The organism is Maridesulfovibrio pacificus (SeqCode) (genome assembly GCF_048612815.1).
In the GTDB taxonomy this organism is placed as follows: Bacteria; Desulfobacterota; Desulfovibrionia; order Desulfovibrionales; family Desulfovibrionaceae; genus Maridesulfovibrio; species Maridesulfovibrio pacificus.
Genome location: NZ_JBLZNE010000001.1, coordinates 3,299,460 through 3,324,860, shown reverse-complemented (window position 1 = coordinate 3,324,860; position 25,401 = coordinate 3,299,460). Strand labels below are relative to the sequence as shown.

The following is a 25,401-nucleotide window of genomic DNA, read 5'->3' as shown; positions in this document are numbered from 1 at the left end:
AATTCCGCAGTCAGGAAAATCAACCGTTCAACCGCTTGATCTTATCCATAAAATAATTTTCCATTTCCCGGCGGTCCTTGCGCAAACGAATGAGCTCTGCTTCCATAACTTCAAGCTTATGCTTTAAGGTGGTGTTTTCCTGAGCTAATTCATTAGTGGCAGATTCAAGCTCAACGTCCTTTTGCTCCAAAGCAATAGTCCGCTCATCATATTCTTCCGTGATGGATTTAATATCGAGCTGCGGCAAAGCCTTGATTTTTTTCTGGCTGCGGGCAAGAAGAACAAAAGCTTTTTTGAGCTTGTAAATATCTTCACGCTGCTCTTCAATGATTGACTTCTGATCGGCAATCACTTCAAGTGACTTGCTCATCTTGTCCATCATCTCGGCAAAGGCTCCGCTCAGTTCCGCCTGAATATTCATGGCCGGCTGTGCAGGCACGCCTCGCTCGGAAGGGCTGATCTCAATAGTGCGGGGAAATTCGGAACGCAACTGCTGCTCAATTTCCGTGGTAACCATCCCATCATTATATAATGTGACGATGCGCTTGAAGATTTCCACAGCGGATTCCGGGTACTTGGTAACCCGGCCCATTTTTTTACTGGAAAGGAAATCCTTGAACAGCGAAGCATAGCGCCTTGCTGTAGGAGCGGGGATCATCGTAATCTTGGATATTTCAGCTACTGACAACCATTTCATAAACTAATCCGGATTTGGTGATCAACGTGACAATCAAACAGTCTTGTTTGACTGGGCAATCAAAGAACAAACACAGTATTCATAAACCTTGAAGGTGTTTGTTGTAAAGATTCTTACCAGATTATCATCAATAATGAAAACTGAAAAAATGAACATAAATACAGAAGACTTTTTCCTTAAAAGCTACGACTTTGAATTACCGGAAGAACAGATAGCACAATGTCCCGCAGTAATGCGCCACGGTTCCAAGCTCATGGTCCTTGATCAAAAAAGCGGTGAAACCGAAATCAAAAACTTTACCGACATTGTGGATCTGCTTCCCGAAGGCGCTCTGCTGGTAGCCAATAACTCAAAAGTTGTCCCGGCTCGTATATTCGGTAAAAAGCCTACCGGAGGACGGGTAGAATTCCTGCTGCTGACCCCCCTGCCGCTCATCGAAGCCGAACCTACTTCAGACGGTTACAAAGCGCAGGCCCGTGGACTTCTACGAGCATCTAAGGGACCTAAAACCGGTGATGTAATTTCTTTTGAGGGCGGCCTGAAGCTGGCAGTGCTGGGCAAAGGCAAGTTTGGTCTTTCTGAAGTTGAACTTGAATGGTCCGGAGATCTGAAAAAGATTTTTGAAGAATGCGGCAAGATTCCCCTGCCACCATATATTCGCCGTGCAGCAGATGAAACTGACAATGAGCGCTACCAAACCTTATACGCCTGCGATGAAAAGGCCGGATCTGTGGCGGCTCCTACTGCTGGCCTGCATTTCTCAGAAGAAATCAACGAGAAACTCAAGGCCAAAAATATTGAGCGGGCTGAGGTTACTTTATATGTAGGATACGGAACATTCAGTCCGGTGCGTGCAGAAGATATCCGTGATCATGAAATGCACCACGAATACATTGAAATCCCGGAAGAAACTGCTGCTGCAGTGATCAAAGCCAAAGAAGAAGGACGTCCGGTGATTGCCGTGGGTACTACATCTGCGCGAACTCTGGAAGGAGCTTTCCAGCAGACCGGGGAAATATGTGAATTCAAGGGGGAGACGAATATTTTCATCTACCCCGGCTTTGAATTCAAGGTAGTAGACCGCATGATTACCAATTTCCATTTGCCAGAGTCATCCCTTGTCATTATGATTTCCGCTCTTGCCGGTAGAAAAAATGTTCTGAATGCTTATACAGAAGCAGTCGATAATAAATTCAGATTCTTCTCTTATGGCGATTCAATGTATATAAAATAAGTTAGGAATAACGGTCTGACGTATTTTTTCCGGAAAAATTTGCACCTGACTGCAAATAACTATACCTTGTTTCTCAACAGTTACATTTCTCACATGTGCTGCCTACAAGTAAATAAGACTCTATTGGTCCCAGCCCGTTGATATAACGGGCTTTTCTGTCCACGGTAACAGGAGTTTAGGATGTCACGAGTAGAATTTTTGGATGAACGGTGCAAGGGCTGTCTGCTCTGTACTACCGTTTGTCCAAAGGAAATCATAAGGCAATCCGACCGATTCAACCAGCACGGTTACAAAGTTGCTGAAGTCGCGGCTGAGGATATGGAAAAGTGTACCGGATGTACTTCCTGTGCGCTGATCTGTCCGGATATTGCTATCCGGGTTTACAGAACCAAGAAGGCCAAAGGAGAATAGTATGACTAAGAATGGCGAAAAGCTTTTCATCAAAGGCAACGAGGCTATCTCCCGCGGCGCGATTGCAGCCGGACTTAAATGTTATTTCGGCTACCCTATCACCCCCCAGAACGATATTCCGGAATACATGTCCGCAGAACTGCCGAAAGTCGGCGGTGAATTCGTTCAGGCTGAAAGTGAAGTAGCTGCAGCAAACATGCTCATCGGCGCTGCTGCTGCAGGCGAACGCTGCATGACCTCTTCCTCCAGCCCGGGTGTATCCCTCAAACAGGAAGCCATCTCCTACCTCGCAGGCAGCCAGCTTCCCGCGGTCATCGTCAACATGAACCGTGGCGGACCGGGTCTTGGCGACATCGGCCCCAGTCAGGGTGACTATTTTCAGGCAACCAAAGGCGGCGGCCACGGTGACTACCGTACTCTCGTCCTCGCTCCCGGTACCTGTCAGGAATGCTATGATCTGGTTATCGAAGCTTTCGACCTTGCTTTCAAATACCGCAACCCGGTCATGATCCTCGGTGATGCCATTGTCGGTCAGATGAAAGAACCGGTTGTTACCTGGACTCCCGAAGAAAGGAACGCGGAAGAAGGAGCCGAATGGCGCATTGAAGGTGCCAAGGGCCGTGATCATCGTATCATCAAGTCCCTGTTCCTCACCGAAGGTTCCCTTGCAGGTCACAACATGGCACTGCAGGCCAAATATGACGACATGGCTAAATCCACCAAGCAGGAACTCTTCGAAACTGAAGATGCTGAACTCATCGTAGTAGCCTACGGTTCGATCGGACGTATCGTAAAAAGCACAGTCCGCAAGCTGCGCGCACAGGGTCATAAGGTCGGTCTGTTCCGTCCCATCACCCTCTACCCCTTCCCCTCCGAAGAGCTGAACAAGCTCGCCAAACAGGGTAAGAAATTCCTGACTATTGAACATAACCTCGGTCAGATGGTTGAAGACGTACGTCTTTCCATCCGCACCGTTACCGACAGTGATTTCTTCGGCTTTATGCCCGGAAACCTGCCTACCCCCGACGACTTCGAGGAACCCATCCTCAAAAGCCTTGGAGGGAAATAGATATGAGCGAACAAGAAATTCTCGCCTTTGACAAGGCTGACGCTATTGTTGACGTTCCCACCCACTACTGTCCCGGCTGCCAGCACGGTATCGCCCACAGACTTGCGGGTGAACTGCTCAGCGAAATGGGCCTGACCGAGAACACCCTTCTGGTCACCTCCATCGGCTGTTCCGTATTCCTCTACAACTACCTTAACGTAGACAGTGTAGAAGCTCCGCACGGCCGCGCACCGGCAGTTGCAACAGGTGTAAAGCGCGCCCGCGGTGACAAGTTCGTCCTCTCCTATCAGGGTGACGGCGACCTCGCATCCATTGGTATGGCTGAAATTATGCACTGCGCTAACCGTGGTGAAAAAGTGTCCATCATCTTCGTAAACAACACTGTTTACGGTATGACCGGAGGACAGATGGCTCCCACCACAATGGAAGGCCAGAAAACCACAACCTCCCCTCTCGGCCGTAACCGGGATAAGGAAGGTATGCCCATCAAGATGGCTGAGATCATCGCCTCCCTCGGTGGTACTGCATATGCCGCCCGTGTGGCCCTGAACAATGTGAAGAACATTCGCAAGGCCAAGAAAGCCATGAAAAAGGCTTTTGAAGTGCAGCAGCAGGGACTCGGTTTCGGTTTTATCGAACTGCTCGCAACCTGCCCCACCAACTGGAGAATGACCCCCATTCAGGCGAATGAAAGGATCGAAAATGAAATGATCCCGTACTTCCCGCTGGGTGTTTACAAAGACGTAACCGCGGAGGACTAAGATGAGCAAATACCTCGACAGCATCATTGCCGGATTCGGCGGACAGGGCGTTATGCTCATCGGTAACCTGCTGGCCTACTCAGGCATGAATGCCGGACTGAACGTAACCTACATTCCGGTATACGGCCCTGAAATGCGCGGCGGTACCGCGAACTGCACAGTCGTACTTTCCGACGACGAAATCGGTTCCCCCATCATCCGCACCCCGCACAGCCTGATCATCATGAACCGTCCTTCTCTGGATAAGTTCCAGCCCATGCTCATGGATGACGGTATCCAGATAGTCAACTCATCTCTTATTGATGCAGAGCTGGTAGATAACGAGCGCATCAAATCCTACATGGTGCCCTGCAACGATATCGCCGACAAACTCGGCAATACACGCTTGGCAAACATGGTAGCACTCGGTGCCTTCATCAAGGCAACCGGAATCATGGATATGCAGGCAGTCATTGACTCCCTCGAAAACGTGATCTCAGCTCACTACCACCATCTCATCCCCAAAAACGCAGAAGCCCTCAAAGCAGGCGCTGAAGCTATCTAAGTACGCACAATTTAAATGCCCCTAGCGAATTATCGCTGGGGGCATTTCTTTTTGATGCGCTTCACGCTATTTGATAAAACAGATTTTGCCTCCGGTGGCGCTTTCAACGGGACCAAAGAAACGCAATGCCCTGCCTTTAAAAATTTCCCTTAATTTTATCATTTGATTTGAGCGTTTTATTTCAAAAAAACGACACTGACTTTACGAAAGACCACAAACGTCTTCAGGAGCTAAATATGGAAGTATTCAAGCCTGAAAAGCTTTTTGGAATAATTGGACACCCTCTGGGACACACCATGAGTCCTCTGCTTCACAATTGGGGATTCGCAGAACACAAAATTCCGGCAGTTTACATGGCTTGGCCCACTGAACCTGAGAAAGTTGAAAACTTCATGCAGACTTTTAGAAATCTGCCTATTTCAGGTGCCAGTGTGACCATTCCGCACAAACTTTCCGTAATTAACTACATTGATCAGCTAACCGAACGGGCAAAGTCCGTTGGAGCAGTGAATACTCTGTATTGGGACGGTGATAAAATAGTGGGAGACAATACTGATGCCGCAGGCGTATCAGAACCGCTGCGTCCTTATTCTGATCAGGTAAAAAAAGCTCTGCTGATCGGGGCAGGCGGTGCCGCTCGCGCTGCGATCACAGGACTTCAGTCATTGGGTATCAAGGAAATTTTCATTACCAACCGCACTAAATCCAAAGCGGATGATCTCGCTGCTGAATTCAAAATATCAGCCCTTGATTGGGACGCTCGTGGAGATCAACACTTCGATCTTATCGTAAATTCCACCTCGCTGGGCATGTCTGGAAAATTTAAAGAGATCAACCCTATGATCATGGATAATCAGGATGCAAACACCATCGTCTTTGACCTTGTCTACAATCCCATGGAAACTGTTTTTATCAAAGAAGCTAAAGCCAAGGGATGCACAGTAATCCACGGAATCGAAATGTTCGTTCATCAGGGACTGGAGCAGTTCAGATTATGGACGGGAATTAAACTTGATGAGAAGAAAGCGCGGGAGCTTTTGTTGGAGAAGTTATAAAAAAACTTCGCCTCTCCATACGAAGAGGCGAAGCCTAATAATTGTTTTTGGGATTCTTAAACCCTTTTTACAAGAAGGGTTTAAGGCCCCAGGCGGGGCATCCGAAGGCTATCCAATACAAACAGACTTAACGTTCACGAACTCACGAATTCCGTAGGTGGAAAGTTCACGACCGTAACCTGAATTCTTAACCCCTCCGAACGGAAGCGGCGGACGGCTGCTGACCCGTCCATTCAGATAAACCAGCCCGGCTTCGATCTGACGAGCGAGCTTAAGACCTTTCTCCTCATCACGAGTCCATACAGAACCGCCGAGTCCAAATGCGCTATCATTAGCCATTTCCATGGCCTTTTCTTCGCTTTCAGCCCGGAAAACAAGGGCTACAGGTCCAAAAAATTCATCACGCCCCGCTTCACTGTCAAAAGGAACATCAGTGATGATAGTCGTGGGATAAAATGCACCTTCACCTTCAGGAATGCTCCCTCCGGTTACGAGCTTTCCGCCAGCTTTAATACACGCATCAACCTGTGCTTGCAGATCATTGCGGAACTGATGTGATGCCATAGGGCCCATAACGGTATTTTCATCCAGAGGATCGCCCATGGGCACAGCTTCCATACGTTCTTTCAGCTTTCCGACGAACACATCATAAACATCATTGTGGACAATGAAACGCTTGGCGGCAATACAGGCCTGTCCGGCATTGGAACAGCGGGACTCAGCACCAATAGCTGAGGCCTTGTCCAGATCTGCATCATCAAGAACTACAAATGCATCACTTCCGCCCAGCTCCATAACACTCTTCTTAAGCTGAGCTCCGGCAGCGGCTGCAACCTTGCGACCTGCTCCTTCACTACCGGTCAGACAGACACCTACAACTGAATTATGTTTAAGAACATCTTCAACCTGTCCAGCCCCGATGAGCAGGGTCCGAAATACATTTTCAGGGAAGATGGATTCGCGGACAAGTTCTTCAAGAGCCAAAGCGCACTGTGGGACATTTGAAGCATGCTTCAAGACCATGGTGTTACCAGCCATAAGAGTCGGTACCGCAATACGCATAACCTGCCAGACGGGATAGTTCCAAGGCATTACAGCCAGCACTGTTCCCATGGGTGCATAGTCAACATAGCACTGCATCCCGTCCACAGTCTTGGGCTCACTTGCGAGCATGGTAGCACCGTTATCAGCATAAAAATCGCAGACAGTAGCAGACTTAAGCACTTCTGCCCTGCCTGACTTAAGCGGTTTACCCATTTCAGCCGCCATGAGTGCTGCAAAATGATCCGCGCGTTCACGAAGAAGAGCAGCCAGATTGCGCAGGCAATCCGCGCGCTGCTCAAGGGAGCTTAATTTCCAAGTCGAATAAGCATCCGCAACTGAGGTTAAAATAGAAGAAGTTTCAGCTGAGCTATATTCATCAAAATTTTTTTCGACCTTTCCGGTCATAGGATTGGTACTCTGAATAGCCATCGGGGCAATACCTTATTTTATATGATTTTTCTCAAATGAGATCTGAATATGAATAATGCGTGGAAAGGCTACTTAACAAGAAAGGGGCAAAAGAAAAAGGCGGCACCCATTGGGAAACCGCCTTTATTTTACATATAACAAAACTGATTTTACTGAACGTAAACCTTGATTCTGTCGCCGGGGCGCAGAATTGATTTTGAATTCAGGCTGTTCCATTCCATAAGCGAAGAAACTTTCACTCCAAAACGGCGAGCGATTTTCCAGAGGTTGTCACCGCGACGTACACGGTATTTAACCATCTGCTGTTTCACGTTCTCAGCCTTGGCAACAGAACGTGCAGAACTGCGGGCATTGTTGTCGGGAATGTAGAGCTTCTGACCGATCTTTAACTTGGAAGAATAGATACCGTTGGCGCGCTTAAGGGTGGTAACGCTTACGTTGTAGCGGCTGGCGATATCCCAAAGGGTATCACCCTTGCGAACCCGATAGTTGGCGCGGCTCTGTGCAGTACGGCGGGTCTTGCTGGACTTCGAAGCGTACATAGCTTTGGAAGAGCCTCTACCCGGGATCATAATGTACTGACCGGGCTTGATCAGGTTTGACCTGCGGTTGTTGACAGACTTAAGCACAGCCACGGGAATACCGTAACGGCTGGCAATGCGGTACCAGGAATCGCCCTTGCGGATTTTGTAACGCTTATACCCGGCAAAAGGACGGGAACTGGGGGATTCGAGATAATCTGAAGCATCAGCCATCACCCTTTCAGGCAGGTAGGCATTAATTACAGCATTAGGCGGGCTGACCTGTCTGCGGAAATGAGGGTTGAGTTTATGGAACTCACTCCATTTCATACCACAGGCTTTGGCGAGGGCCAGCAGGTCGGTTCCACCGGGAACTTTAACAGTCTCAACCTGAATACCGTTTTCCCAATTGATGTTGGTAAAACCGAGTTCATCAAGGTTTTTGAAAATTTTGGAGATTGCGATAAATTTAGGAACGTAGTTCTTGGTCTCAGCGCGCAGCCTCGCTCTTCTACTGAGCTTGTGGTTATTCTTGGTCAGGTCAAAGAAATCTTTGGAACCGGTCTTTTTCAAGGCCCGTCCGATTTTACCTTCACCTGCATTGTAAGCTGCAAGAGCCAGATACCAATCGCCGAACATTTCGTGCAAGACTTTGAGGTATTCTACTGCTGCTTTAGTGGATTGATATGGATCACGACGCTCATCAACCCACCAGTCCACACGCAGACCGTATAATCGACCTGTATAAGGCATAAACTGCCACATACCAGCTGCGCCAACACGGGAATAAGCCCAGGCATTGTAGCCACTCTCAGCAAATGGCAGCATGGCCAGATCCTGAGGCATGTTATTTTCGGAAAGTACCTGACGCACATAAGGCAGGAAAGGCTCGGAGCGCTGCAGCCAGCGGTCAAAGGTCTTACGCGCTTTATGAGTAAAGAAACCGAAGTACTGCTGCACTTCCTTGGTATCATGCTCATCAAGGTTAAAGTAAATACCGTTGCTGGACTGAAGGACTTTCTCTTCTTCAGGGGTCAGCTCTTCAGCTTCCTGCGGTGCTGCCTCAAGTTCAGGATCAAGAGGCTCAATCCCGGAATCCGTAACTTCGGTTTCAACTGAAGCTTCGCTTTTCAGCGCAGCCGCTGTCTGGGCATCAATTGCAACTTCTTCAACCGGAGCGGTCTTGGCAGTACACCCGGCAAAAAAAGCAAATAAAGCCAGAAGTGCGATTAACCGAAAAGATTTCAGCATCTTCGACTCCTTGTCACTGTGGACGTCAAACGTATTGATTTTATCCATAATTTATCTAGAAAAACTATAAATTTTACCCGGTTAGGCACATAAAAAGAAGCTCAAGAGCTTAAAAATAAAAGCTTTTCAGTGCAAAAAATTGAGTTGTTCAAACATATGTAGAGCTATACTAAAGCGCGAGGGTTTGCAATAGTAAAACGAAAGGTATAGATTGCCCAAACCGTTCGGGCGCAAGGGTTTCAGCCAATTATACCCATGTATTGAGCGGGTTCGGTGTTAAAATAATGAAAATCGTATTCACCGTAACAAAGCATTTTAATTAGCCAATTATGAGATCTGAATGTAAGCCGAATTCAACTCTCATTCAAAAAAAAGACAAATACAAAAAATCCGCACCCTGAGCAGATTTTTATATTTTAAATAAAAAGGTAGATCTTGCATGAAAAAACAGACCAGAGAAGACGATAATACCATCATAGCGGGCCGCAAACCGGTTCAGGAGCTACTTTTAGACTCTCCTGAAAGGATTGACCTGCTTTACTTGCAAAAAGGGCGTCAGGACAAAAATTTCGAACGCACCATCCAGCGCTGCAAAAAGTACGGCATCAAATATAAAATTGCCGACAAAGCAGAACTGGGCCGTGTTTTTTCCGGTAACCATCAGGGAGTGATCGCCCGCGTGGCTGCAATGCCCTTTGCCGATTACGACGATATGCTGGAAAACCTTGCTGATTCCCCACTTCCCCTGCTTATCGTCCTTGATCAGGTTCAGGACCCCGGCAACGTCGGAGTCTTGGCCCGCTCACTCTACGCACTGGGCGGGGCCGGGATTGTAACTGCCAAGCATGGCGGAGCATTTCTCGGACCGGCAGCAGTAAAAGCAAGCGCCGGAGCACTGAATAAACTGCCAACTGCACGGGTAAACAATATTTCCCAAGCCCTCGACAAAGCCATCGACATGGGAATCAATGTTTACGGCGCAGGGCTGGACGAAGACTCTTCATCCGCCTACACAGCAGAAATCCACACTCCCGCTATCCTCGTTCTCGGCAACGAGGAAAAAGGTATTCGTTTCAATGTGGAAAAACGTTGTCAAAAACTTATCCACATTCCTTTCCGCAGGGACTTCGATTCCCTGAACGTTGCGCAGGCAGGAGCTATGCTGATCAGCGAATTTGCCAGACGTTTAGGCTAAATATTATTAATTTCTGACTGGATAAACATAAAATAGCCCCCTGAAGAAAAGCTTTTCTTCAGGGGGCTATTTTTTTCAAATTAACTTGAAAATATTTATTTAATATAATTAGGCAGATTCAGAAAGATATTGCGTGTAAAATCGATCATTTTATCCATGATCCACGGGAAGGCAAAGAGCAACGCCAGAAACATGGAAACAATCTTCGGCACAAAGGTCAGGGTCATTTCCTGAATCTGGGTTGCGGCCTGAATAACGGAAACAAAAATACCCACAACCAACCCGACCATGAGCATGGGCAAAGCCAGCGTCAGGGCCAGTTCAATAGATTGCTTAGCAAATCCGATAACAAATTCTGGGGTCATTTTTTTATGCCTCCGCGTAAAAAAGACGCACTACTGCCCGGGTCACTGGAATGTGTTGACGATAGAACCCGTCAAAAGCGACCAGCCGTCAACCATGATAAACAGTAAAATTTTAAACGGCAACGAAACCATTGCCGGGGGCAGCATCATCATACCCATAGCCAGCAGGATACTGGCGATAACCATATCGAGGATCAAAAACGGTACATAAATCAGAAAGCCAATGGTAAAACCGGTTTTCAGCTCACTGATGGTATAGGCGGCAACAAGGAGCATTGTGTTAACGTCCTCTTTGGTTTCCGGTCTATTTTCCCCGGTTATGGAATAAAAGATAGAAAGGTCTTTCTCTCTGGTATGTTTGAATAAAAATGTGCGAATGGGAACCTGCGCCCGATCAATGGCTTCACTAAATCCGATCTCTTCATTCAGGTAGGGCTGCAGGGCTGAATCATTGATAGCCTTTCCGGTAGGCATCATGATGACCACAGTCATGAAAATGGCAAGAGAGGCCAGAATCTGGTTGGGAGGCATCTGCTGCGTTCCCATGGCCTGACGCAAAAAATGAAATACAATAATGATCCGGGTAAAGGAAGTCATGGTCAACAGAATAGACGGGGCCATACCCAGAATAGTAAGCAGGAACAGGATTTCCAGCAGCTTGGCGACCTGCTCCGGTTCTTCCTGTCCGGCAGCAAGATTGAGCGTAAGTGTAGGTATTGTCTCCTGTGCAAAAGCGGCTGCCGGAATCAGCAGCAGAAAAATTGCGCTAAGAGTCAGAAGAGCCGGAACGTTCTTTTTCAAGGTATCCGGCAAAGTCGGAATCAATCTTTGCATGCCCTTCATCCCTTGCTTGGAGCAGAGTAATGTTATCCTGAGTAACACCGACCACAATTTCCTGATCGCGATACTTAACCACAGTAATATTCTGGCGTGGCCCCAGCGGAAGCCGATCCACAATTTCCAGCACACCCTTTCTGGCACCGGGAAAAGATCCCCCGATATTCAAGCGGCGCATGAAATAATACGCCAGCAACAGCATTGCCAGAATGAAAAAAAGCGCTGCCGACATCTTGAGCACAGAACCAAGCCCGGACTCAGGTGCCATAAATGCGGTGGCAGTTGCGTTAGGCAAGGTGCTTCACCCGTTCAATGGGGCTGATGATATCAGTCAGCCTGATACCGAATTTTTCGTTAATAACAACAGCTTCTCCGCGAGCGACCAATTTGCCGTTAACATAAATTTCAAGAGGTTCCCCGGCCAGCTTGGTCAATTCAACAACCGATCCGGTTCCCAACTGCAAAAGTTCGTTGATGAGCATCTTGGCCCGGCCCAGTTCTGCGGAAACATCCAGCGGAATATCGAGGATAAAATCAAGGTCACGCCTTGATCCGTCATGACGCGGATTCTTAGCTTCATTGGTCAGGTCTTTGAAATCTGCATCCCGGGTCTGGGTACGCAGAAATTCCTGTTCCTTTTCTTTGCGGATGTCATCGCCGGTATCTTCCGCAAGTGCAGCAGCCCACTCATCAGCAAGGGCATCGTCATCTCCGCCGCCACCGCCGCCGAGATCCAAATCACCGCCACCTTCATCACCCTGCTCGCCAAGTGCGGCAGCCCATTCATTGGCAAGGGCTTCATCATCAGTGGCACCGCTATCATCCTGCTCCGACAAAGCAGCAGCCCATTCGTCGGCTAAAGCCTCGTCATTACCGTCACCGGGATCACCGCCCAGAGGGTCACCACCTGCGGAATCGTCAGTGAGTGCGTCCGCCCACTCCTGCGCTAATTTATCCTGATCAAGATCATCTGACATCATTGCAGCCTACCTCCGGATTATTCATTGGCCATCCCGTAAAAACAGTCCTGACGACATAAAATCGACACACCATCAATGGGTTAAGCAAAAACCGTGCTACTGGATAACCATATCCGTAAAATATACCTGTAAAACCTTAGAGCCGCCCAGAATCTGGTTCAGCCGGTCCACAATTTCCTTTTTCAGCAGAATCTTGCTCTCCATTGTCGAAAGGTCCTGATAGGTCTTGCTGGAAAGCAACAGGATAAGCGTATCCTTGACCATCGGTTCTTTTTTGGAAAGCTCCGCCACGGCCTCTTCGCTTATAACCTCAACATCCACCCCAAGCTTAAGGTACCTACGCCCGAGAGGGTCAGCAAGGTTAACGACAAAAGTAGGCAGGGTAACGGTAAAACCGTCACCGGGAAGGGTTCCCGGATCTTCACCCTCAGCGGCCTGATTATCCTTAGGTTCTTCCACAGCATCTTCAGGCTGGGCGGCAAAAAATTTCTTGTAGGCGAAAAAACCACCGCCACCAAGTATAGCAAGAAGCAGGATAAGGATTATCCACTTCAGCATTCCGCCTTTCTTTTTCGGTTCCTGACCTTCATCAGCCATGATTCACCTTCTTATGTATTTTTTCTGAACTAATAGCCCCCCATAGGGGGAGTCGTCTTTATCAAAATTTCGACCCGCCTGTTCTGGGCTCGCCCTTCCGGAGTAGTATTGCTGTACAACGGAAAAGTCGGCCCGCAAGCGGAAACAGTCAATCTGTCATTCTTTATACCCTGCTCCACAAAATATGTAAGCACGGCCATGGCCCGCTCACCTGATAACCGAAAATTAGCAGGTCTCATGCCGCCCACATTATCGGTATATCCGGCAATATTCACATCAGCGGACCCAAGATAATCAAGTACTGGAACCAATTGGTAAAGCAGTATTTTTGCCCTCTCGTCAAGTTCTGACTTACCAAGGGGAAACATAAGCTTATCCGTCAGTACCAGCGCGACACCCTCGGGTTTTGCAAGAACCTTCAGGTTCTCATCGAGAGTGGCTCGATCCATATCCGGCGGCAAAACATCATCCGGGAAAAGCAAATCCTTAATGCGATTCTGTTTTTCCAGAACTTCCCAGGGCCGCTCCAGAAATTCACTGACCAGCCTTACCTTGGCTGTTACCCGCCCGGAACCTCGCTTATCCAGAAAGCCGAGTTCCGCAGGCATAATGGTAACCCGAGTAATAAAACTCTGGTCCATTGAAGCCATACTTAGCAAGAGCACAAAAAAAGTCAAAAGCAGGGTAACCAAATCGGAGAATGTTACAAGCCATCCTCCGCCCGGATCCGGCGGCTTTTTTACTTTATCACGACCCATGAGTCATTCTCACTGACCTTTAGGCGGTTTTTCGGCATCACCGATGGGGAAGACAAAATCATCAAACTTGAATTTATCATCTTCCTTACGCGGAGGCTGATACTCTTTGATTTCCTTGGAAACAGCCGCACTGCGAGTATCAAGTACAAGGTCCACCCTGCGGTTCATCTTGCGCCCTTCAGGAGTGGAGTTGGGATGCCGGGGCCTGAATTTACCAAAAGCCTCCATCTTGAGCATCTCTGAATCCATACCATTGCGGATCAGGTAATTATAAACAGCAAGAGACCTGTTCAGGGAAATCTTCCATGAAATATCAGGAGTGAGATCCCGGTCTTCGACCCGGTAATCCTCACCCAGCTCATCGCGCAGGATAGAAGTATGACCTGCAACAAGAACAGGATGCTTCACTCTTTTCAAAACAGGAAGAACGGTATCGAGAATTCGTGTACCTTCAATTGAAAGGCTGGTGCTGTCAGGAGTAAAAAGGACATCAGCACCAATGGAAAGAATCTGCACAAAACGATTTGATTCAAAGCGCAAATCTTCTTCCGCAAATTCCCAGAGCAACGGTTTGATTGGCTCGAGGTCTTCCTGCAATTCCATAGGACCAACCTGAACAGTCTTGCGGGACTGGGTATCGGAAAGAACATCATACCCTTTGCTCCCAAACCCGAAAGTACCGATGATAGAACCAAGGACCACAAGCTTACGGCGTTCATCAACAACTGACATACTCACCAGAAGCACAAAAAAGGTGAGCATCAGGGTCATGAGATCACTGAAGGTAATCAGCCATAAAGGCTGGCCCTCCGGCTCAGGCGGCTTCTTCTTCCTACCCATTTATCCCCCGGTAAACGTTTCAGTACGTTACGCCAGTTAATCCGTAATCTTACGTATTTTAGGAGGCAGGAAGCTGTTCAGCTTCTCCTCGATAATTTTGGGGTTTTCACCTTTGGAAATTGAGATAATGCCTTCCATAACCATTTCCCGAAGCAGGACTTCCTCTTTGCTGCGGGTCTTGAGCTTACCGGACATAGGCGTGAAAACAAGGTTGGCCAGAATCGCACCGTAAAGTGTCGTCAGCAGCGCAACCGCCATTGCGGGGCCAATGGTACTCGGGTCGCTCATGGTCTGAAGCATCTGTACCAGACCGATAACAGTACCGATCATCCCCATAGCCGGGGCAAAGTCAGCAAAAACTTTAAGAATTTCAGCCCCGGTTTCATGCCTGTTCTCAAGGTACTGGATTTCTGTTTCCAGAATTTCCTGAATAACCTGCGGCTCAAGGCCGTCAACTGTAAGTTGCAGCCCTTTGCGCAGGAAATCGTCTTCAATGGATTTCAAGGCAGGTTCAAGGGAAAGAATACCTTCGCGGCGGGCGCGGTTAGCGAAATCCATAAACTTATCGATGATCTCACCCGGGGATTCAAGACTGGAAAAAAAGGTCTTTTTAATTACCCCTACAACCCCCAGCACATGCCCCATGGGATAGTTAACCAGCGATGCACCGATGGTCCCGCCGATAACAATCAGCACTGAGGGCACGGAAATAAAAATAGCCAGCGAACTTCCGACCAGAATAGCCGAAAGAACAAGCCCGAAAGATAGAACTATTCCTATAACTGTACCCAGATCCATTCAATCCGCCTGTGGGTGTTTTAAAGTTTAATAGCCCGGTCTGGTGCCGAAAATCTTAGTACCGACCCTGATCATTGTTGAACCTTCTTCAATGGCTACCCGGAAATCTCCGGTCATACCCATTGAAAGTTCCGGAAGCTTGATTCCGAAAAGCTTTTCCATGCCTTCGGAAAGCATACGCAGCCTCGCGAAATAAGGCCTTGCCCCTTCCGGGTCTCCGAAAAAAGGCGGCAGAGCCATCAGTCCGATCAACTTAAGGTTTTTATAGCCCTGAATCTCTTCAACCAAAGCAGGGAGTGTCTCTTCAGTCACTCCGCACTTCTGACCCTCACAAGCGGTATTCACCTGAATGAGGATATTCTGAACAACATCCAAAGCCTCAGCTTTTTTATTCAGCAGGCTGGCAAGTTTAGAGCTGTCCACACTATGTACGGCGCTGAACTTCCCGGCAACCTGCTTGGCCTTCTTGGATTGCAGACCGCCAATAAAATGCCAGTCTATATCCAGACCGGACAGCTCTTCCTGCTTGGCAAGGGCCTCCTGCACATAGGATTCCCCAAAACAGCGGTGCCCGGCATTATACAAAATCTCAATATCAGAGGCGGCGTGAAGCTTGGAGACCGCCATGACGGTCACTTCTTCCGGTTTTCGACCAGCCCTAAGGCAGGCCTGAGCTACTTCTTCCTTAACCTCTGAGATATTTTCAATAAGTTCTTTTTCCCTGTTACTCATCGTCACACTGCCATTTTATGCAACGGCATACAGTAAAATTCGGTTGATTATATAAATTTCTTTAATAAAAAGAAAACAAAAGGACAATATTTCACAGAATCGACTACTCACCGAGTCCAAGAGAGCGCAGGAAACCGACATCTTCAGTCCAGCCTTCACGCACCTTAACCCAAAGTTCGAGCATAACTTTCATCTCAAGCATTTCTTCCAATTCGCGTCTGGCCTGAGTGCCGATTTTCTTAAGATTCTGTCCACCCTTACCAATGATCATGCCTTTATGATTCTTCTTGGTGGTGTAGATGATCGCCCCGATATTAACCAGATTACGCTCCGGCTCCTCGGTCCAGAATTCAATCTCAACCGCTGTGGAGTAAGGAAGCTCCTGCTGCAGGCTCATGAAAAGCTTTTCACGCACGGTCTCTGCAGCCATGAAACGCATGGGTACAGTGGAAACCTGATCTTCAGGAAACATGGGCGGGCCTTCGGGCAGGGTCTCAACAACCTTTTCCAACAGCACATCCGCGCCATCACCTTTCAAAGCGGAAACAGGAATGAACTCAGCTTCGGGCCAAAGTTCCTGAGCCTTTTCCATAACCGGAAGAAGCTTGGCTTTGTCTTTAACCTTATCGACTTTGTTCACAGCAACAAACAGCTTTTTGCGGGACTGGTTCACGGGTTTAACAACCGGAGCCAGTTCCTGTTCCATCAGGTGCGGTTTAGCTGCGTAAAGAGCAGCATCAAAAAGAACCACAATAGCATCCGCGTTGCCCAGAGCTTCCCAAGCGGAATCGAGCAGGAAGCGGTTCATCTTGCCGCGCATGCGGTGGATACCGGGGGTGTCCAGAAAGACTACCTGTGAATTTTCATTGCTCAGAATACCGCTGATGCGGTTACGGGTGGTCTGGGGTTTAGGTGAAACAATTGCCACCTTCTGGCCCAGATAGTGGTTCATGAGAGTGGATTTACCTGCGTTAGGCGGGCCGATCAAAGCAACCCAGCCAAATTTATATTCTTCAGACATATTATTTCCTTATTTTGATGCGCTATCGCGCTTTTATTTTGAAGATGCCTCCGGCGGCTCTCCGAGGACTTAAACCCTTCTTGAAAAGGGGGTTTAAGAATCCCAAAAACTTTAATCAAGCTTTCGCTATCGGCTTTTTGGATTCTCCGCTGAACGCCAAAGGCAAAATACACGAAAAATGGATACTAGGCCAATTTCAAAAAACAACGTTCCTGAAACGGGCTGATTAAACGCTAAAAGACCTTTCCAAAGTATTTTTGGAAAGGTCTTTATTGATCTAACACTTAACTAGATTTTTTCATAAAAAATTCTAGTTTCACGTGAAACCAAATACTTATCAAATTTAACCTTCTTCCTCACCCTGAACGTAGCCGCAACCTTTTTCGGGACAGGCGATATGCTCACCTTTGGCGCGGGTGGTCTTTTTGACCAGCACAGGATGTCCGCATTTGGGACAGGGACCGTCGATGGGCGGATACCAGACCGCATAATCACAATCCGGGTACTGGTCGCAGGAATAAAAAAGTTTTCCGCGACGGGAGCTTTTTTCCACCAGCTCTCCCTTACATCCTTCACGGGGACATTTAACACCGGTGGAGAAAGGTTTAGCGTGTTTGCAGTCCGGGTAATTGGAGCAGGCAATGAAGCGGCTGCCGGTGCGGGCATGCTTGATGATCAGGTCGCCATCATCGCAATCGGGACATTTGCCGACAATCTGAGATGTGGGAGTTTCAACGACCTTGATCTTGCCTTCATCGTCGCGCTCAAAATTCTTGATGTTGCGGCAATCAGGATATCCCGTACAGCCGAGGAATTCACCGCGATTGGACCGCTTGATAGCCATAGCGCTGCCGCACTTTTCGCAGGAAACACCGGTTTCTTCCGGCGGCTCTTCTTCAAGAACGACAATCTTGCCTTTCTCGTCGCGAGTGAAGTTGACGATATTTTTGCATTCCGGGTAGTTGGAGCAACCGAGAAATTCTCCGGTACGTCCGAACTTTATGACCATGGGCGATTCGCACTTATCACAGGTTATCCCGGTATCCTCACCACCGCGCTTCATTTCTTTGGCAGCAGTTTCAAGGGTGGGATAAAACCCGTCCACGAAATCTTTCATCAGTGAGGTCCACTCAATTTTGCCTTCGGCAACATCATCAAGCTGCTTTTCCATGGCAGCAGTGAATCCTACATCCATGAGCTCCTTGAAATGTTCGGAAAGCTGATCGCTGACGACAAAACCAAGCTCTGTGGGAATGAATTTCTTTTCCTCCAGATTCACGTAACCGCGATCCTGAATGGTGGAAATGATTGATGCATAGGTAGACGGACGACCGATCCCCTTCTCTTCCAGCTCACGAACAAGGGAAGCTTCAGAATAGCGGGCCGGAGGCTGGGTGAACTTCTGTTCGCTCTCGATCTTATCAACCTTGAGCACTTCACCTTTTTCCAGCTTAGGCAGCTCGATGAGCTTTTCATCACCGGTCTTTCCGGTAACACGCATAAAACCGGGGAAAAGCAGCCTTTCACCCTTTGAACGCCAGATGGTGTTCTTTGCCTGAATGGTCACTACAGTATCCCAGAAGCGTGCAGGAGCCATCTGAGAAGCAATGAAACGGTTCCAGATCAGCTTGTAAACCTTAAACTGATCAGCAGGCAGGTAAGGCTTTACGTCTTCGGGAAGAATGGTTGCGTCAACAGGACGGATCGCTTCGTGAGCATCCTGAGCACCGCCTTTGGATTTGTAAACCTGCGGTTTGGCCGGATAGAACTCATCACCGTACTTTTCAAGAATTACCTTCTTGGCGGTATCACGCGCTTCGTTGGCGATACGAACGGAGTCAGTACGCATATAAGTGATCAGTGCGGTGGTACCTTTATCACCAAGCTCAACACCTTCGTACAGACGCTGGGCAAGAGTCATGGTCCGCTTAGCGGAATAACCGAGCCTGCGGTTGGCGTCCTGCTGCAAGGTAGAGGTAATGTAAGGCGGCAAAGGATTACGCTTACGTTCCTTTTCGGTGAGATCAGTGATCTCGAAAGGCACGCCTTTAACATTGCTCTGCAAAGCTTCGGCTTCATCGGCAGAACCGATTTCAGCTTTTTTGCCATCAACCTTCCAAAGATCGGCTATAAACGGCGGCGGATTCTTACCTTCCACATGGGCTTTGAAGAGCCAGTATTCTTCAGGGATGAAAGCACGGCGGGCTTTTTCACGCTCTACTACAAGCTTGAGCGCAACGGACTGTACACGCCCTGCGGAAATGCCCCTTTTTACCTTTTTCCAAAGGATGGGAGAAATTTTATAACCCACCAGACGGTCCAGAATACGACGGGCCTGCTGGGAATCAAAAAGCTGTTCATTGAGCGGCTGCGGATGTTCCAGGGCTTCTTTAACCGCCCTTGCAGTAATTTCGTTGAACTGGATACGACTGACGTTCTCGTTCACTTCCTTGATAATGGCTGCCACGTGCCAGCCGATAGCCTCCCCTTCGCGGTCGGGGTCAGGTGCGAGGAAGACATGGTCGGCTTTAGCCGCTGCCTTCTTTAGCTTATTGACCACATCCTCTTTACCGGGAATGACCTGATACTGGGGGGTGAAATCACCATTTTCTTCGACGCCAAGCTTGTTCTTGGGCAGATCACGTACGTGACCTACGGACGCAGCAACCTGATAGTTCCTGCCAAGAAACTTACTGATAGTCTTCACCTTTGCCGGGGACTCAACAACAATCAAATCTTTGCTCATAGTTTGCAGCCTATAACCACCAAGAGAACACTATGCAACCATAAAAAATCACCGAAACAGGAATTTCACCATTCGGAATCCGTATGCACAGCAGTTAAATGTTATTTTTAAACCCTTAAATAATCAGGAAGAAATACAATCTTTCAACGCTGATAATTTTTTTTGTAAAATTTCTGTTTCAACACCATCACGAGCGGCCAATTCAAGCTCCTTGGCCTTGACCGTCACTTCAGGAAGCCCGAATGTGCGAGCCGATCCTGCTACGGCATGGGCATTCTTATACAGCTTTTCCAGATCACTGAAAGATCCGCTGTTTTCATATCCTTTCAAATACCCTTCCAGCTCAGCAACACGTCCGCTCAAAGCTACAGCATACCTCTTATTAAGCTCAGCAATCTTTTCGTCAAGTGTAGCCATGTTTATGCCTCCGTTATTTAAAAAACTTACGTCTAATTTCAAATTTTATTCAAGTCTTAATTTGAAAAAGCAAAGCTTATTAAAAAGTTGCCCTTACCCAGCCATCGGAGACATCAATAAAAAAGCCCGCGTAGTGCGGGCTTTTGTCATTATTTTCTGGAGCTGTTCATCAACATGGCCCCTGCTCCCTGTATAAGCAGGAAGAGAATCAGGAAATGGATGAACATATCTTTTTGGATGGCACCCCAGATGATGTAGACTGAACCACACCCTGCCAGCAGCGGACAGAGGTAACGGCTTATCGGGCCGAGATCGGTGAAAGTCTTCATCACCCAGATGTAGATGGAGATGTAGATTACGTACAGGAATGCGATGGGAAGCTCGGAAACATCCATGAACTGGCCCCACCAGCCGTGGAAGTTACCGTACCATACAACCAGCCAGAAGCAGGACAGGAAGTACCCGATAATTGCAGACCAGCTGGTGCTGTTTGTCACGGGGTTAACCTGCTTGAAAAGAGATGCCTTGGGACCGAGGTTACGGGAGGCAATGGAGAACATGCCGCGTGCGGAACCCATGATCAATCCGTTGAGGGTACCGAGACAGGAAATGATAACAAACACAGTCAACAGGGTACCGCCAACGTTGCCGAAGATCATTTCAATAACGCGAACAGGTGCGGCGTCGCCTTCAGCCAGAACCTGATCGTTAGTCAGCACGCCGGAAATACCCAGATAATAGAGCATGTAGATGGTCATAACCGCGATGGTACCGACTACCAGTGCGCGGGGGAGGGTCTTTTTGGCGTCTTTGAGTTCGGCGTTGATTACGGTGGCGATGATCCAGCCCTCGTAAGCAAAAGCGGTGGAAAGAGTTGCTACAGCAAGGCCGCCGCCGCTGCCGGAAATTTCACTGGCAGTCTGCATAAAGTTCTGCATGGTCTGTCCGCTGGAAAGACCTGCAAGACCACCGACAACAGCAACAAGACCAAGCGGAATAAGCTTAATTATAGTAGAAGAAACCTGCCATTTACCTGCCAGAACAGGAGAATAGTAGTTGAGCAGGAAGAATACAGTCAGATAGACGAAGGAAAGAGGCCAGAGCATATCTTTCATGCCCACAAGTCCCACTGTGTAGTTAGCGGATACCCAGGCCAGAACCGCTACCAGAGTCGGGTAGTAAATGAAGGTCATGAACCAACCGACCATGTACCCGGCCTTTTCGCCGTATGCTTCTTCAAAATAGTCAACCAGACCGTTAACTTTTTCAATGCGGGTAGCAATCTTAGAAAAAACATATGCGGTAACAACCATAATGGCTCCACCGATCAGCCATGCAAGTAATGCGGTGGGAAGATCTCCACCGGCAGCCTTGAGTACGTCATCGGCCTTAAAGAATACTCCTGAGCCGATTACAATGCCCACAACCATTGCGGTTGCAGTCCAGAAACCGTATTTCTTCTGTAAATTATCCATACTAAACAATCACCCCTTTATACTTCTTCCAAACGTCCTTCCACCGATCCAAAATGCAACTTACAATCTGGAAATACAAAAATCAGGAAGGCAACCTTCCGCACACTAAATACCGATAAGCAACAGCTGCACACAATCCCTGCTGGAGATACATCAAAAAACGCAAACTATTACTGATCACAAGACACAAACAGATTTACTTGCGCGGATAATGCGGTTCTGTCCAGAATTTTTTTTGTATTTTTTAGCAAAAAAATTAATTTTTATGCTTTAAATCTAAAAATTACACTATTTAATCCGCTGCGATGTGGGTAATTCATAATAACACCTCGACTTTGCATTCAAGGCATCCCAGAGATTACTTAATAACTTTTTATTAAAATGAAAAAGGCCCCGGACGACAATCAGTCCGGGGCCAATTATCAACGCTATTTTGCATGCTGCATTTTCCGCTTCTCTCGCCATTCCATAAAACCCATCAATAAATCCCATTCAATGGGAATAATAAACAGGGTCAGAAAAGTTGCAGTGCAAAGGCCAGTAACAAATGTTGAAGCCATAGCACCCCAGACAAGGGAGTAGGAAGGAAAACCCACCGCCATTGGCAGCAAGCCGAGTGTGGTGGTCAGGGTTGTTAAGAGGATAGGACGCAAACGGATGCGTACCCCCTCGCGCATGGCGGCTTTGCGGTCCATGCCCGATTTGTAGAGCTTATTCATAAAGTCCAGCAGAACAAGCGAATCGTTAACCACGACCCCGGTTACCCCGACAGTGGCGATAAAACTGTTCACCGTGAAAATGGTCTGGGAAAAGAACGTCCCCAGAATTACCCCGGTGAGCGAGAATATCACCGCCGAAAGGATGATCACAGGCTGGGCATAAGACTGAAACTGGGTAGCCAGAATCAGATAAATGATCAGGATGGCGGTCAGGAAGGCGTAAACCAGCGAAGTGTACGACTTGCGGGTAGACTCATATTCACCTGAAAAGTTCACTGTAGCTCCGGGATACTCGGTACGCACAGAGTCATAGAACTTGCTGACCATATTAACTGCCGCAGGAGATGAAAGCCGCGACCCGGACTTGATATTGGCGGTGATGGTCACTGCACGCTGGCTCATAAAACGGTTGAACTGCCCCGGTTCCATATAAATGGACACATCGCAGATATCTCCGATCCGCACCGGACTTTCATTATGCTCCAGCACCGGCACGGAGAGAGCATCTTCCGGGGTATTGAGGTATTGGGGATCAATCTTCAAACGCAGGTCGACATCCTCATCCGAAAGCCTGAATTCACCCACAAAACGGCCATCAAGCACCGATCCGGAAAGACCGGCAACCTGTTTCGGTGTCAGCCCGTATTCAGCAACCCTTTCATTAATGGGTTCAAAACGGAAAATACGGTTAGGAGTTCCGTCATCAGTTGCGAGGTTAACCAGATGCGGACCGAGCTTATCATTATCCTTGATAAATTTCATGATCGCCGCAGTCAGTCCCTTAACTGATGCATGATCAGCGCCGAGAACCCTGATATTGATATCCTTACCTGCGGGAGGACCGTCTTTTTCCGGACGGACCCGGAATGTCCAACCTGTTTCAGCAAATTTATCAAGCTCCTTACGCATGAATTCCAAATGCGCGCCGGGATCATTTTCCGGAGCATCAGAAAAAACCTGCTTATCCTTGGCCGGAAGCTCCACCACAATATTACCAAGGTTGGAACCGTGGACCATTTCATAATCCTCGTTCTGGTAAAATCCGGCAAAGGCGGTGGCAGACTTGGCCATACCCGGCCCCATCTTTTCCACAAAGACTGAAATACGTTTCAGCTTATCGGAAGTAACTTCAATAGGCGTAGCCACCGGACCTTCCAACTCGATATAGTAAAGGGAATAATCGTCAGGGAAGAACTTGATTTTTATCAGCGGGATTTTCCCAGATACAGAAACACCAAGGATAAACAAAGCCGAAATAAATGCTCCGAAAACCACGGTCAGAGAAATAAATCTGAACCGGGCAACAACAGAAAGGAACTTATCTGTCCATCTACGTAAAGGACGCATGAAAGCTGGTTCACGGGTGTGCTTTTCCCTATTCTTCATCAGCCCTTTAGCACCGGGCCAATCCAGAAAGTGTGGCGGAAGAATCAGCAGACACTCAATCAAAGAGGCAATAAGCGCAAAGGTTACTGCCTTTGGTACCTGCGCGAAAAATTCACCGGTGGATCCGCTCATAATCAGCATGGGCAGGAAGGCTGCGACTGTGGTGGCGGTTGCTGAAACAACAGGCAGGAAGACTTCGGATGTTCCGTCAATAACCGCTTCTTTAAGAGGCTTACCTTCCTGCACATGCCGGAAAATATTCTCCACCACCACAATGGCGTCATCCACGATAATCCCGCTGACCAGTACAAATGAAAAAAGCGTAATCTGGTTCAAGGAGTTCCCGGTCAGCTTCATAATGATCATGGTCACCAGAAAAGCAAAAGGTACACCTATGGTGGTCAGCATGGCATTCCTGAAGCCCATGACCAGATAGATGACCACAAAGACAAGTACAATCCCCACCAACAGGTTCATGCCCAGAGTATTGATAGCATCCTCAATGTGCAGCCGCTGGTCACTGGTCAATACAAGCTCTACTCCTTCCTTCTCCAGAGCACCCTTGAATGAATCAGCTATTTTCTCCACTTCCTCAGCAATGGTCACCGCATTCCCATCCAAGGATTTCACAACCTTGAGAGTAACTGCGTTCCGACCGTTAATGGAAGTGATCACCTGTGGATCACGATAGGAAACACGTGCATCACTGAGCACATCGCCAACAGTAACGAACGATCCGTCACCGTCCATACGCACGATGGTTTCAGCAATTTCCTCGCGGGTACGAAAACGCTCATCCACAACGATTACGTACTCGCCCCCGGCAGCGGAAAAATCCCCGGCGGGGATGGAAATATTTGCATCAGCCAAAGCGCGGGCAACATCATCAAAGGTCAGCTTGAAACGAACCAGTTTATGGGGATCAAGATTTACATGGAATTCGCGGGTATATTCCCCTTCAACCTCCACTTCATTAACGCCCGGAATCTTACGCAGCTGGACCTTCATTTCATCAGCCATCATAGACAGAGCGCGGTTTGCGCGGTCCCCCACAAGGCAGACCCTGATTACCGGAAGCCATTCACTGACATTAATTTCCATGAAAGTAGGCGGGTCCATTTCTCGCGGAAGGTCATTCTGGATAGAAAGTACCCGGAAACGAAGTTCATCGTATCCCTTGGCATAGTCGGTATCATCAAGAAATTTGACCATGATACTGCTCCGTTCCCGAAATGAACGGGAGCGGATATATTCCACGTTTTCAAGATCATCCAGCGCATCCTCGATCTTCTTGGTTACCAGTGCTTCCACGTCAGAAGGAGAGGCACCGGGCAGAAAACCGGAGATTACGACCTTACCCATATGAACATTGGGGTAACGTTCAACTGGCAGATCAGTCATGCTGAAGACTCCAACAATCATCAACAGGATGAAAATGATGTTGATGAAAACAGTCTGCTTAAGAGTAAAACGCATTAAATTTTTCATAATATGTGATGCCTCCGGCGGCAGGGGAAGG

At 48.1% G+C, this 25,401-nt stretch carries 24 protein-coding genes; 7 read left to right on the top strand and 17 right to left on the bottom strand.

Annotated features, from left to right (window positions below; translation table 11 throughout):
* Positions 1 to 19: 19 nt before the first annotated feature.
* Entirely contained in the window at positions 20 to 697 is a 678-nt protein-coding gene (locus ACNI23_RS15335; RefSeq protein ID WP_420249988.1) for a hypothetical protein, read from the bottom strand.
* Positions 698 to 845: 148 nt separating this feature from the next.
* Between ACNI23_RS15335 and queA the strand changes: the two genes are divergently transcribed.
* From queA to aroE, 6 genes are all read left to right on the top strand, one after another.
* The gene (queA, locus tag ACNI23_RS15330) at positions 846 to 1,931 is read left to right on the top strand and encodes a tRNA preQ1(34) S-adenosylmethionine ribosyltransferase-isomerase QueA (protein WP_420249986.1); all 1,086 of its coding nucleotides are present in this window, start codon (positions 846 to 848) and stop codon (positions 1,929 to 1,931) included.
* Positions 1,932 to 2,111: 180 nt separating this feature from the next.
* Positions 2,112 to 2,342: a 4Fe-4S binding protein gene (locus tag ACNI23_RS15325; RefSeq protein WP_015853687.1), complete on the top strand. Its 231-nt coding sequence runs from the start codon at positions 2,112 to 2,114 to the stop codon at positions 2,340 to 2,342.
* A gap of 1 nt (position 2,343) precedes the next feature.
* Complete coding sequence (locus ACNI23_RS15320; protein WP_420249984.1) at positions 2,344 to 3,411, top strand: 3-methyl-2-oxobutanoate dehydrogenase subunit VorB; 1,068 nt, start codon at positions 2,344 to 2,346, stop codon at positions 3,409 to 3,411.
* A gap of 2 nt (positions 3,412 to 3,413) precedes the next feature.
* Positions 3,414 to 4,172: a thiamine pyrophosphate-dependent enzyme gene (locus ACNI23_RS15315; protein WP_420249982.1), complete on the top strand. Its 759-nt coding sequence runs from the start codon at positions 3,414 to 3,416 to the stop codon at positions 4,170 to 4,172.
* A 1-nt stretch (position 4,173) separates the two neighbouring features.
* On the top strand, positions 4,174 to 4,716 hold the full coding sequence (locus ACNI23_RS15310; RefSeq protein ID WP_420249981.1) for a 2-oxoacid:ferredoxin oxidoreductase subunit gamma family protein: 543 nt from the start codon (positions 4,174 to 4,176) through the stop codon (positions 4,714 to 4,716).
* 236 nt (positions 4,717 to 4,952) lie between these two features.
* A complete protein-coding gene (gene aroE, locus ACNI23_RS15305) occupies positions 4,953 to 5,771 on the top strand; it encodes a shikimate dehydrogenase (protein ID WP_420249979.1) in 819 nt (272 codons plus the stop codon).
* A gap of 108 nt (positions 5,772 to 5,879) precedes the next feature.
* On the opposite strand, the gene ACNI23_RS15300 is transcribed toward aroE, so the two are convergent.
* Positions 5,880 to 7,244, bottom strand: coding sequence for an NAD-dependent succinate-semialdehyde dehydrogenase (locus tag ACNI23_RS15300; protein ID WP_420249977.1), 1,365 nt, complete (start codon positions 7,242 to 7,244; stop codon positions 5,880 to 5,882).
* A gap of 149 nt (positions 7,245 to 7,393) precedes the next feature.
* Positions 7,394 to 9,016 (bottom strand): LysM peptidoglycan-binding domain-containing protein, encoded by a 1,623-nt coding sequence (locus ACNI23_RS15295; protein ID WP_420249975.1) that lies wholly within the window; start codon positions 9,014 to 9,016, stop codon positions 7,394 to 7,396.
* A gap of 439 nt (positions 9,017 to 9,455) precedes the next feature.
* Here ACNI23_RS15295 and rlmB point away from each other — a divergent pair, with 439 nt between their 5' ends.
* Entirely contained in the window at positions 9,456 to 10,211 is a 756-nt protein-coding gene (gene rlmB / locus ACNI23_RS15290) for a 23S rRNA (guanosine(2251)-2'-O)-methyltransferase RlmB (protein ID WP_420249974.1), read from the top strand.
* Positions 10,212 to 10,306: 95 nt separating this feature from the next.
* Here rlmB and fliQ read toward each other — a convergent pair whose 3' ends face one another.
* The 14 genes from fliQ to ACNI23_RS15220 form a co-directional block, all read right to left on the bottom strand.
* On the bottom strand, positions 10,307 to 10,576 hold the full coding sequence (fliQ, locus tag ACNI23_RS15285; protein ID WP_015853679.1) for a flagellar biosynthesis protein FliQ: 270 nt from the start codon (positions 10,574 to 10,576) through the stop codon (positions 10,307 to 10,309).
* 42 nt (positions 10,577 to 10,618) lie between these two features.
* On the bottom strand, positions 10,619 to 11,410 hold the full coding sequence (gene fliP / locus ACNI23_RS15280; RefSeq protein WP_420249972.1) for a flagellar type III secretion system pore protein FliP: 792 nt from the start codon (positions 11,408 to 11,410) through the stop codon (positions 10,619 to 10,621).
* Positions 11,343 to 11,708, bottom strand: coding sequence for a flagellar biosynthetic protein FliO (fliO, locus tag ACNI23_RS15275; protein ID WP_420249970.1), 366 nt, complete (start codon positions 11,706 to 11,708; stop codon positions 11,343 to 11,345). Before fliO ends, fliP begins: the two co-directional genes overlap by 68 nt.
* A complete protein-coding gene (fliN, locus tag ACNI23_RS15270; protein ID WP_420249968.1) occupies positions 11,701 to 12,393 on the bottom strand; it encodes a flagellar motor switch protein FliN in 693 nt (230 codons plus the stop codon). Before fliN ends, fliO begins: the two co-directional genes overlap by 8 nt.
* Before the next feature lie 96 nt (positions 12,394 to 12,489).
* A complete protein-coding gene (locus ACNI23_RS15265; protein WP_015853675.1) occupies positions 12,490 to 12,990 on the bottom strand; it encodes a flagellar basal body-associated FliL family protein in 501 nt (166 codons plus the stop codon).
* 29 nt (positions 12,991 to 13,019) lie between these two features.
* Entirely contained in the window at positions 13,020 to 13,748 is a 729-nt protein-coding gene (locus ACNI23_RS15260; RefSeq protein WP_420249966.1) for an OmpA family protein, read from the bottom strand.
* 9 nt (positions 13,749 to 13,757) lie between these two features.
* Entirely contained in the window at positions 13,758 to 14,588 is an 831-nt protein-coding gene (locus ACNI23_RS15255; protein ID WP_420249964.1) for an OmpA/MotB family protein, read from the bottom strand.
* Positions 14,589 to 14,624: 36 nt separating this feature from the next.
* Positions 14,625 to 15,386 (bottom strand): motility protein A, encoded by a 762-nt coding sequence (locus ACNI23_RS15250; RefSeq protein WP_420249963.1) that lies wholly within the window; start codon positions 15,384 to 15,386, stop codon positions 14,625 to 14,627.
* 27 nt (positions 15,387 to 15,413) lie between these two features.
* Positions 15,414 to 16,118: a YggS family pyridoxal phosphate-dependent enzyme gene (locus ACNI23_RS15245; protein ID WP_420249962.1), complete on the bottom strand. Its 705-nt coding sequence runs from the start codon at positions 16,116 to 16,118 to the stop codon at positions 15,414 to 15,416.
* A 103-nt stretch (positions 16,119 to 16,221) separates the two neighbouring features.
* Positions 16,222 to 17,139 (bottom strand): GTPase Era, encoded by a 918-nt coding sequence (gene era, locus ACNI23_RS15240; protein ID WP_420249960.1) that lies wholly within the window; start codon positions 17,137 to 17,139, stop codon positions 16,222 to 16,224.
* 343 nt (positions 17,140 to 17,482) lie between these two features.
* Positions 17,483 to 19,885 carry a type I DNA topoisomerase gene (gene topA, locus ACNI23_RS15235; RefSeq protein ID WP_420249959.1) on the bottom strand — a complete coding sequence of 801 codons (2,403 nt, stop codon included), beginning with the start codon at positions 19,883 to 19,885 and terminating at the stop codon, positions 17,483 to 17,485.
* A gap of 123 nt (positions 19,886 to 20,008) precedes the next feature.
* The gene (locus ACNI23_RS15230) at positions 20,009 to 20,302 is read right to left on the bottom strand and encodes an Hpt domain-containing protein (RefSeq protein WP_420249957.1); all 294 of its coding nucleotides are present in this window, start codon (positions 20,300 to 20,302) and stop codon (positions 20,009 to 20,011) included.
* Positions 20,303 to 20,451: 149 nt separating this feature from the next.
* The gene (locus ACNI23_RS15225) at positions 20,452 to 21,777 is read right to left on the bottom strand and encodes an APC family permease (RefSeq protein WP_420249956.1); all 1,326 of its coding nucleotides are present in this window, start codon (positions 21,775 to 21,777) and stop codon (positions 20,452 to 20,454) included.
* A 428-nt stretch (positions 21,778 to 22,205) separates the two neighbouring features.
* A complete protein-coding gene (locus ACNI23_RS15220; RefSeq protein ID WP_420249954.1) occupies positions 22,206 to 25,370 on the bottom strand; it encodes an efflux RND transporter permease subunit in 3,165 nt (1,054 codons plus the stop codon).
* Between the last annotated feature and the right edge of the window lie 31 nt (positions 25,371 to 25,401).

Bases quoted from the DNA above. Each gene is read 5' to 3' on its own strand.
- topA (WP_420249959.1), bottom strand. From the start codon at position 19,885: ATGAGCAAAGATTTGATTGTTGTTGAGTCCCCGGCAAAGGTGAAGACT.
- ACNI23_RS15230 (WP_420249957.1), bottom strand. From the start codon at position 20,302: ATGGCTACACTTGACGAAAAGATTGCTGAGCTTAATAAGAGGTATGCT.
- fliP (WP_420249972.1), bottom strand. From the start codon at position 11,410: ATGCAAAGATTGATTCCGACTTTGCCGGATACCTTGAAAAAGAACGTT.
- ACNI23_RS15300 (WP_420249977.1), bottom strand. From the start codon at position 7,244: ATGGCTATTCAGAGTACCAATCCTATGACCGGAAAGGTCGAAAAAAAT.
- ACNI23_RS15260 (WP_420249966.1), bottom strand. From the start codon at position 13,748: ATGGGTCGTGATAAAGTAAAAAAGCCGCCGGATCCGGGCGGAGGATGG.
- fliQ (WP_015853679.1), bottom strand. From the start codon at position 10,576: ATGACCCCAGAATTTGTTATCGGATTTGCTAAGCAATCTATTGAACTG.
- ACNI23_RS15250 (WP_420249963.1), bottom strand. From the start codon at position 15,386: ATGGATCTGGGTACAGTTATAGGAATAGTTCTATCTTTCGGGCTTGTT.
- ACNI23_RS15320 (WP_420249984.1), top strand. From the start codon at position 2,344: ATGACTAAGAATGGCGAAAAGCTTTTCATCAAAGGCAACGAGGCTATC.
- ACNI23_RS15315 (WP_420249982.1), top strand. From the start codon at position 3,414: ATGAGCGAACAAGAAATTCTCGCCTTTGACAAGGCTGACGCTATTGTT.
- ACNI23_RS15335 (WP_420249988.1), bottom strand. From the start codon at position 697: ATGAAATGGTTGTCAGTAGCTGAAATATCCAAGATTACGATGATCCCC.
- era (WP_420249960.1), bottom strand. From the start codon at position 17,139: ATGTCTGAAGAATATAAATTTGGCTGGGTTGCTTTGATCGGCCCGCCT.
- ACNI23_RS15245 (WP_420249962.1), bottom strand. From the start codon at position 16,118: ATGAGTAACAGGGAAAAAGAACTTATTGAAAATATCTCAGAGGTTAAG.
- ACNI23_RS15220 (WP_420249954.1), bottom strand. From the start codon at position 25,370: ATGAAAAATTTAATGCGTTTTACTCTTAAGCAGACTGTTTTCATCAAC.
- ACNI23_RS15295 (WP_420249975.1), bottom strand. From the start codon at position 9,016: ATGCTGAAATCTTTTCGGTTAATCGCACTTCTGGCTTTATTTGCTTTT.
- ACNI23_RS15225 (WP_420249956.1), bottom strand. From the start codon at position 21,777: ATGGATAATTTACAGAAGAAATACGGTTTCTGGACTGCAACCGCAATG.
- fliN (WP_420249968.1), bottom strand. From the start codon at position 12,393: ATGATGTCAGATGATCTTGATCAGGATAAATTAGCGCAGGAGTGGGCG.
- queA (WP_420249986.1), top strand. From the start codon at position 846: ATGAACATAAATACAGAAGACTTTTTCCTTAAAAGCTACGACTTTGAA.
- aroE (WP_420249979.1), top strand. From the start codon at position 4,953: ATGGAAGTATTCAAGCCTGAAAAGCTTTTTGGAATAATTGGACACCCT.
- rlmB (WP_420249974.1), top strand. From the start codon at position 9,456: ATGAAAAAACAGACCAGAGAAGACGATAATACCATCATAGCGGGCCGC.
- ACNI23_RS15310 (WP_420249981.1), top strand. From the start codon at position 4,174: ATGAGCAAATACCTCGACAGCATCATTGCCGGATTCGGCGGACAGGGC.
- ACNI23_RS15325 (WP_015853687.1), top strand. From the start codon at position 2,112: ATGTCACGAGTAGAATTTTTGGATGAACGGTGCAAGGGCTGTCTGCTC.
- ACNI23_RS15255 (WP_420249964.1), bottom strand. From the start codon at position 14,588: ATGGGTAGGAAGAAGAAGCCGCCTGAGCCGGAGGGCCAGCCTTTATGG.
- ACNI23_RS15265 (WP_015853675.1), bottom strand. From the start codon at position 12,990: ATGGCTGATGAAGGTCAGGAACCGAAAAAGAAAGGCGGAATGCTGAAG.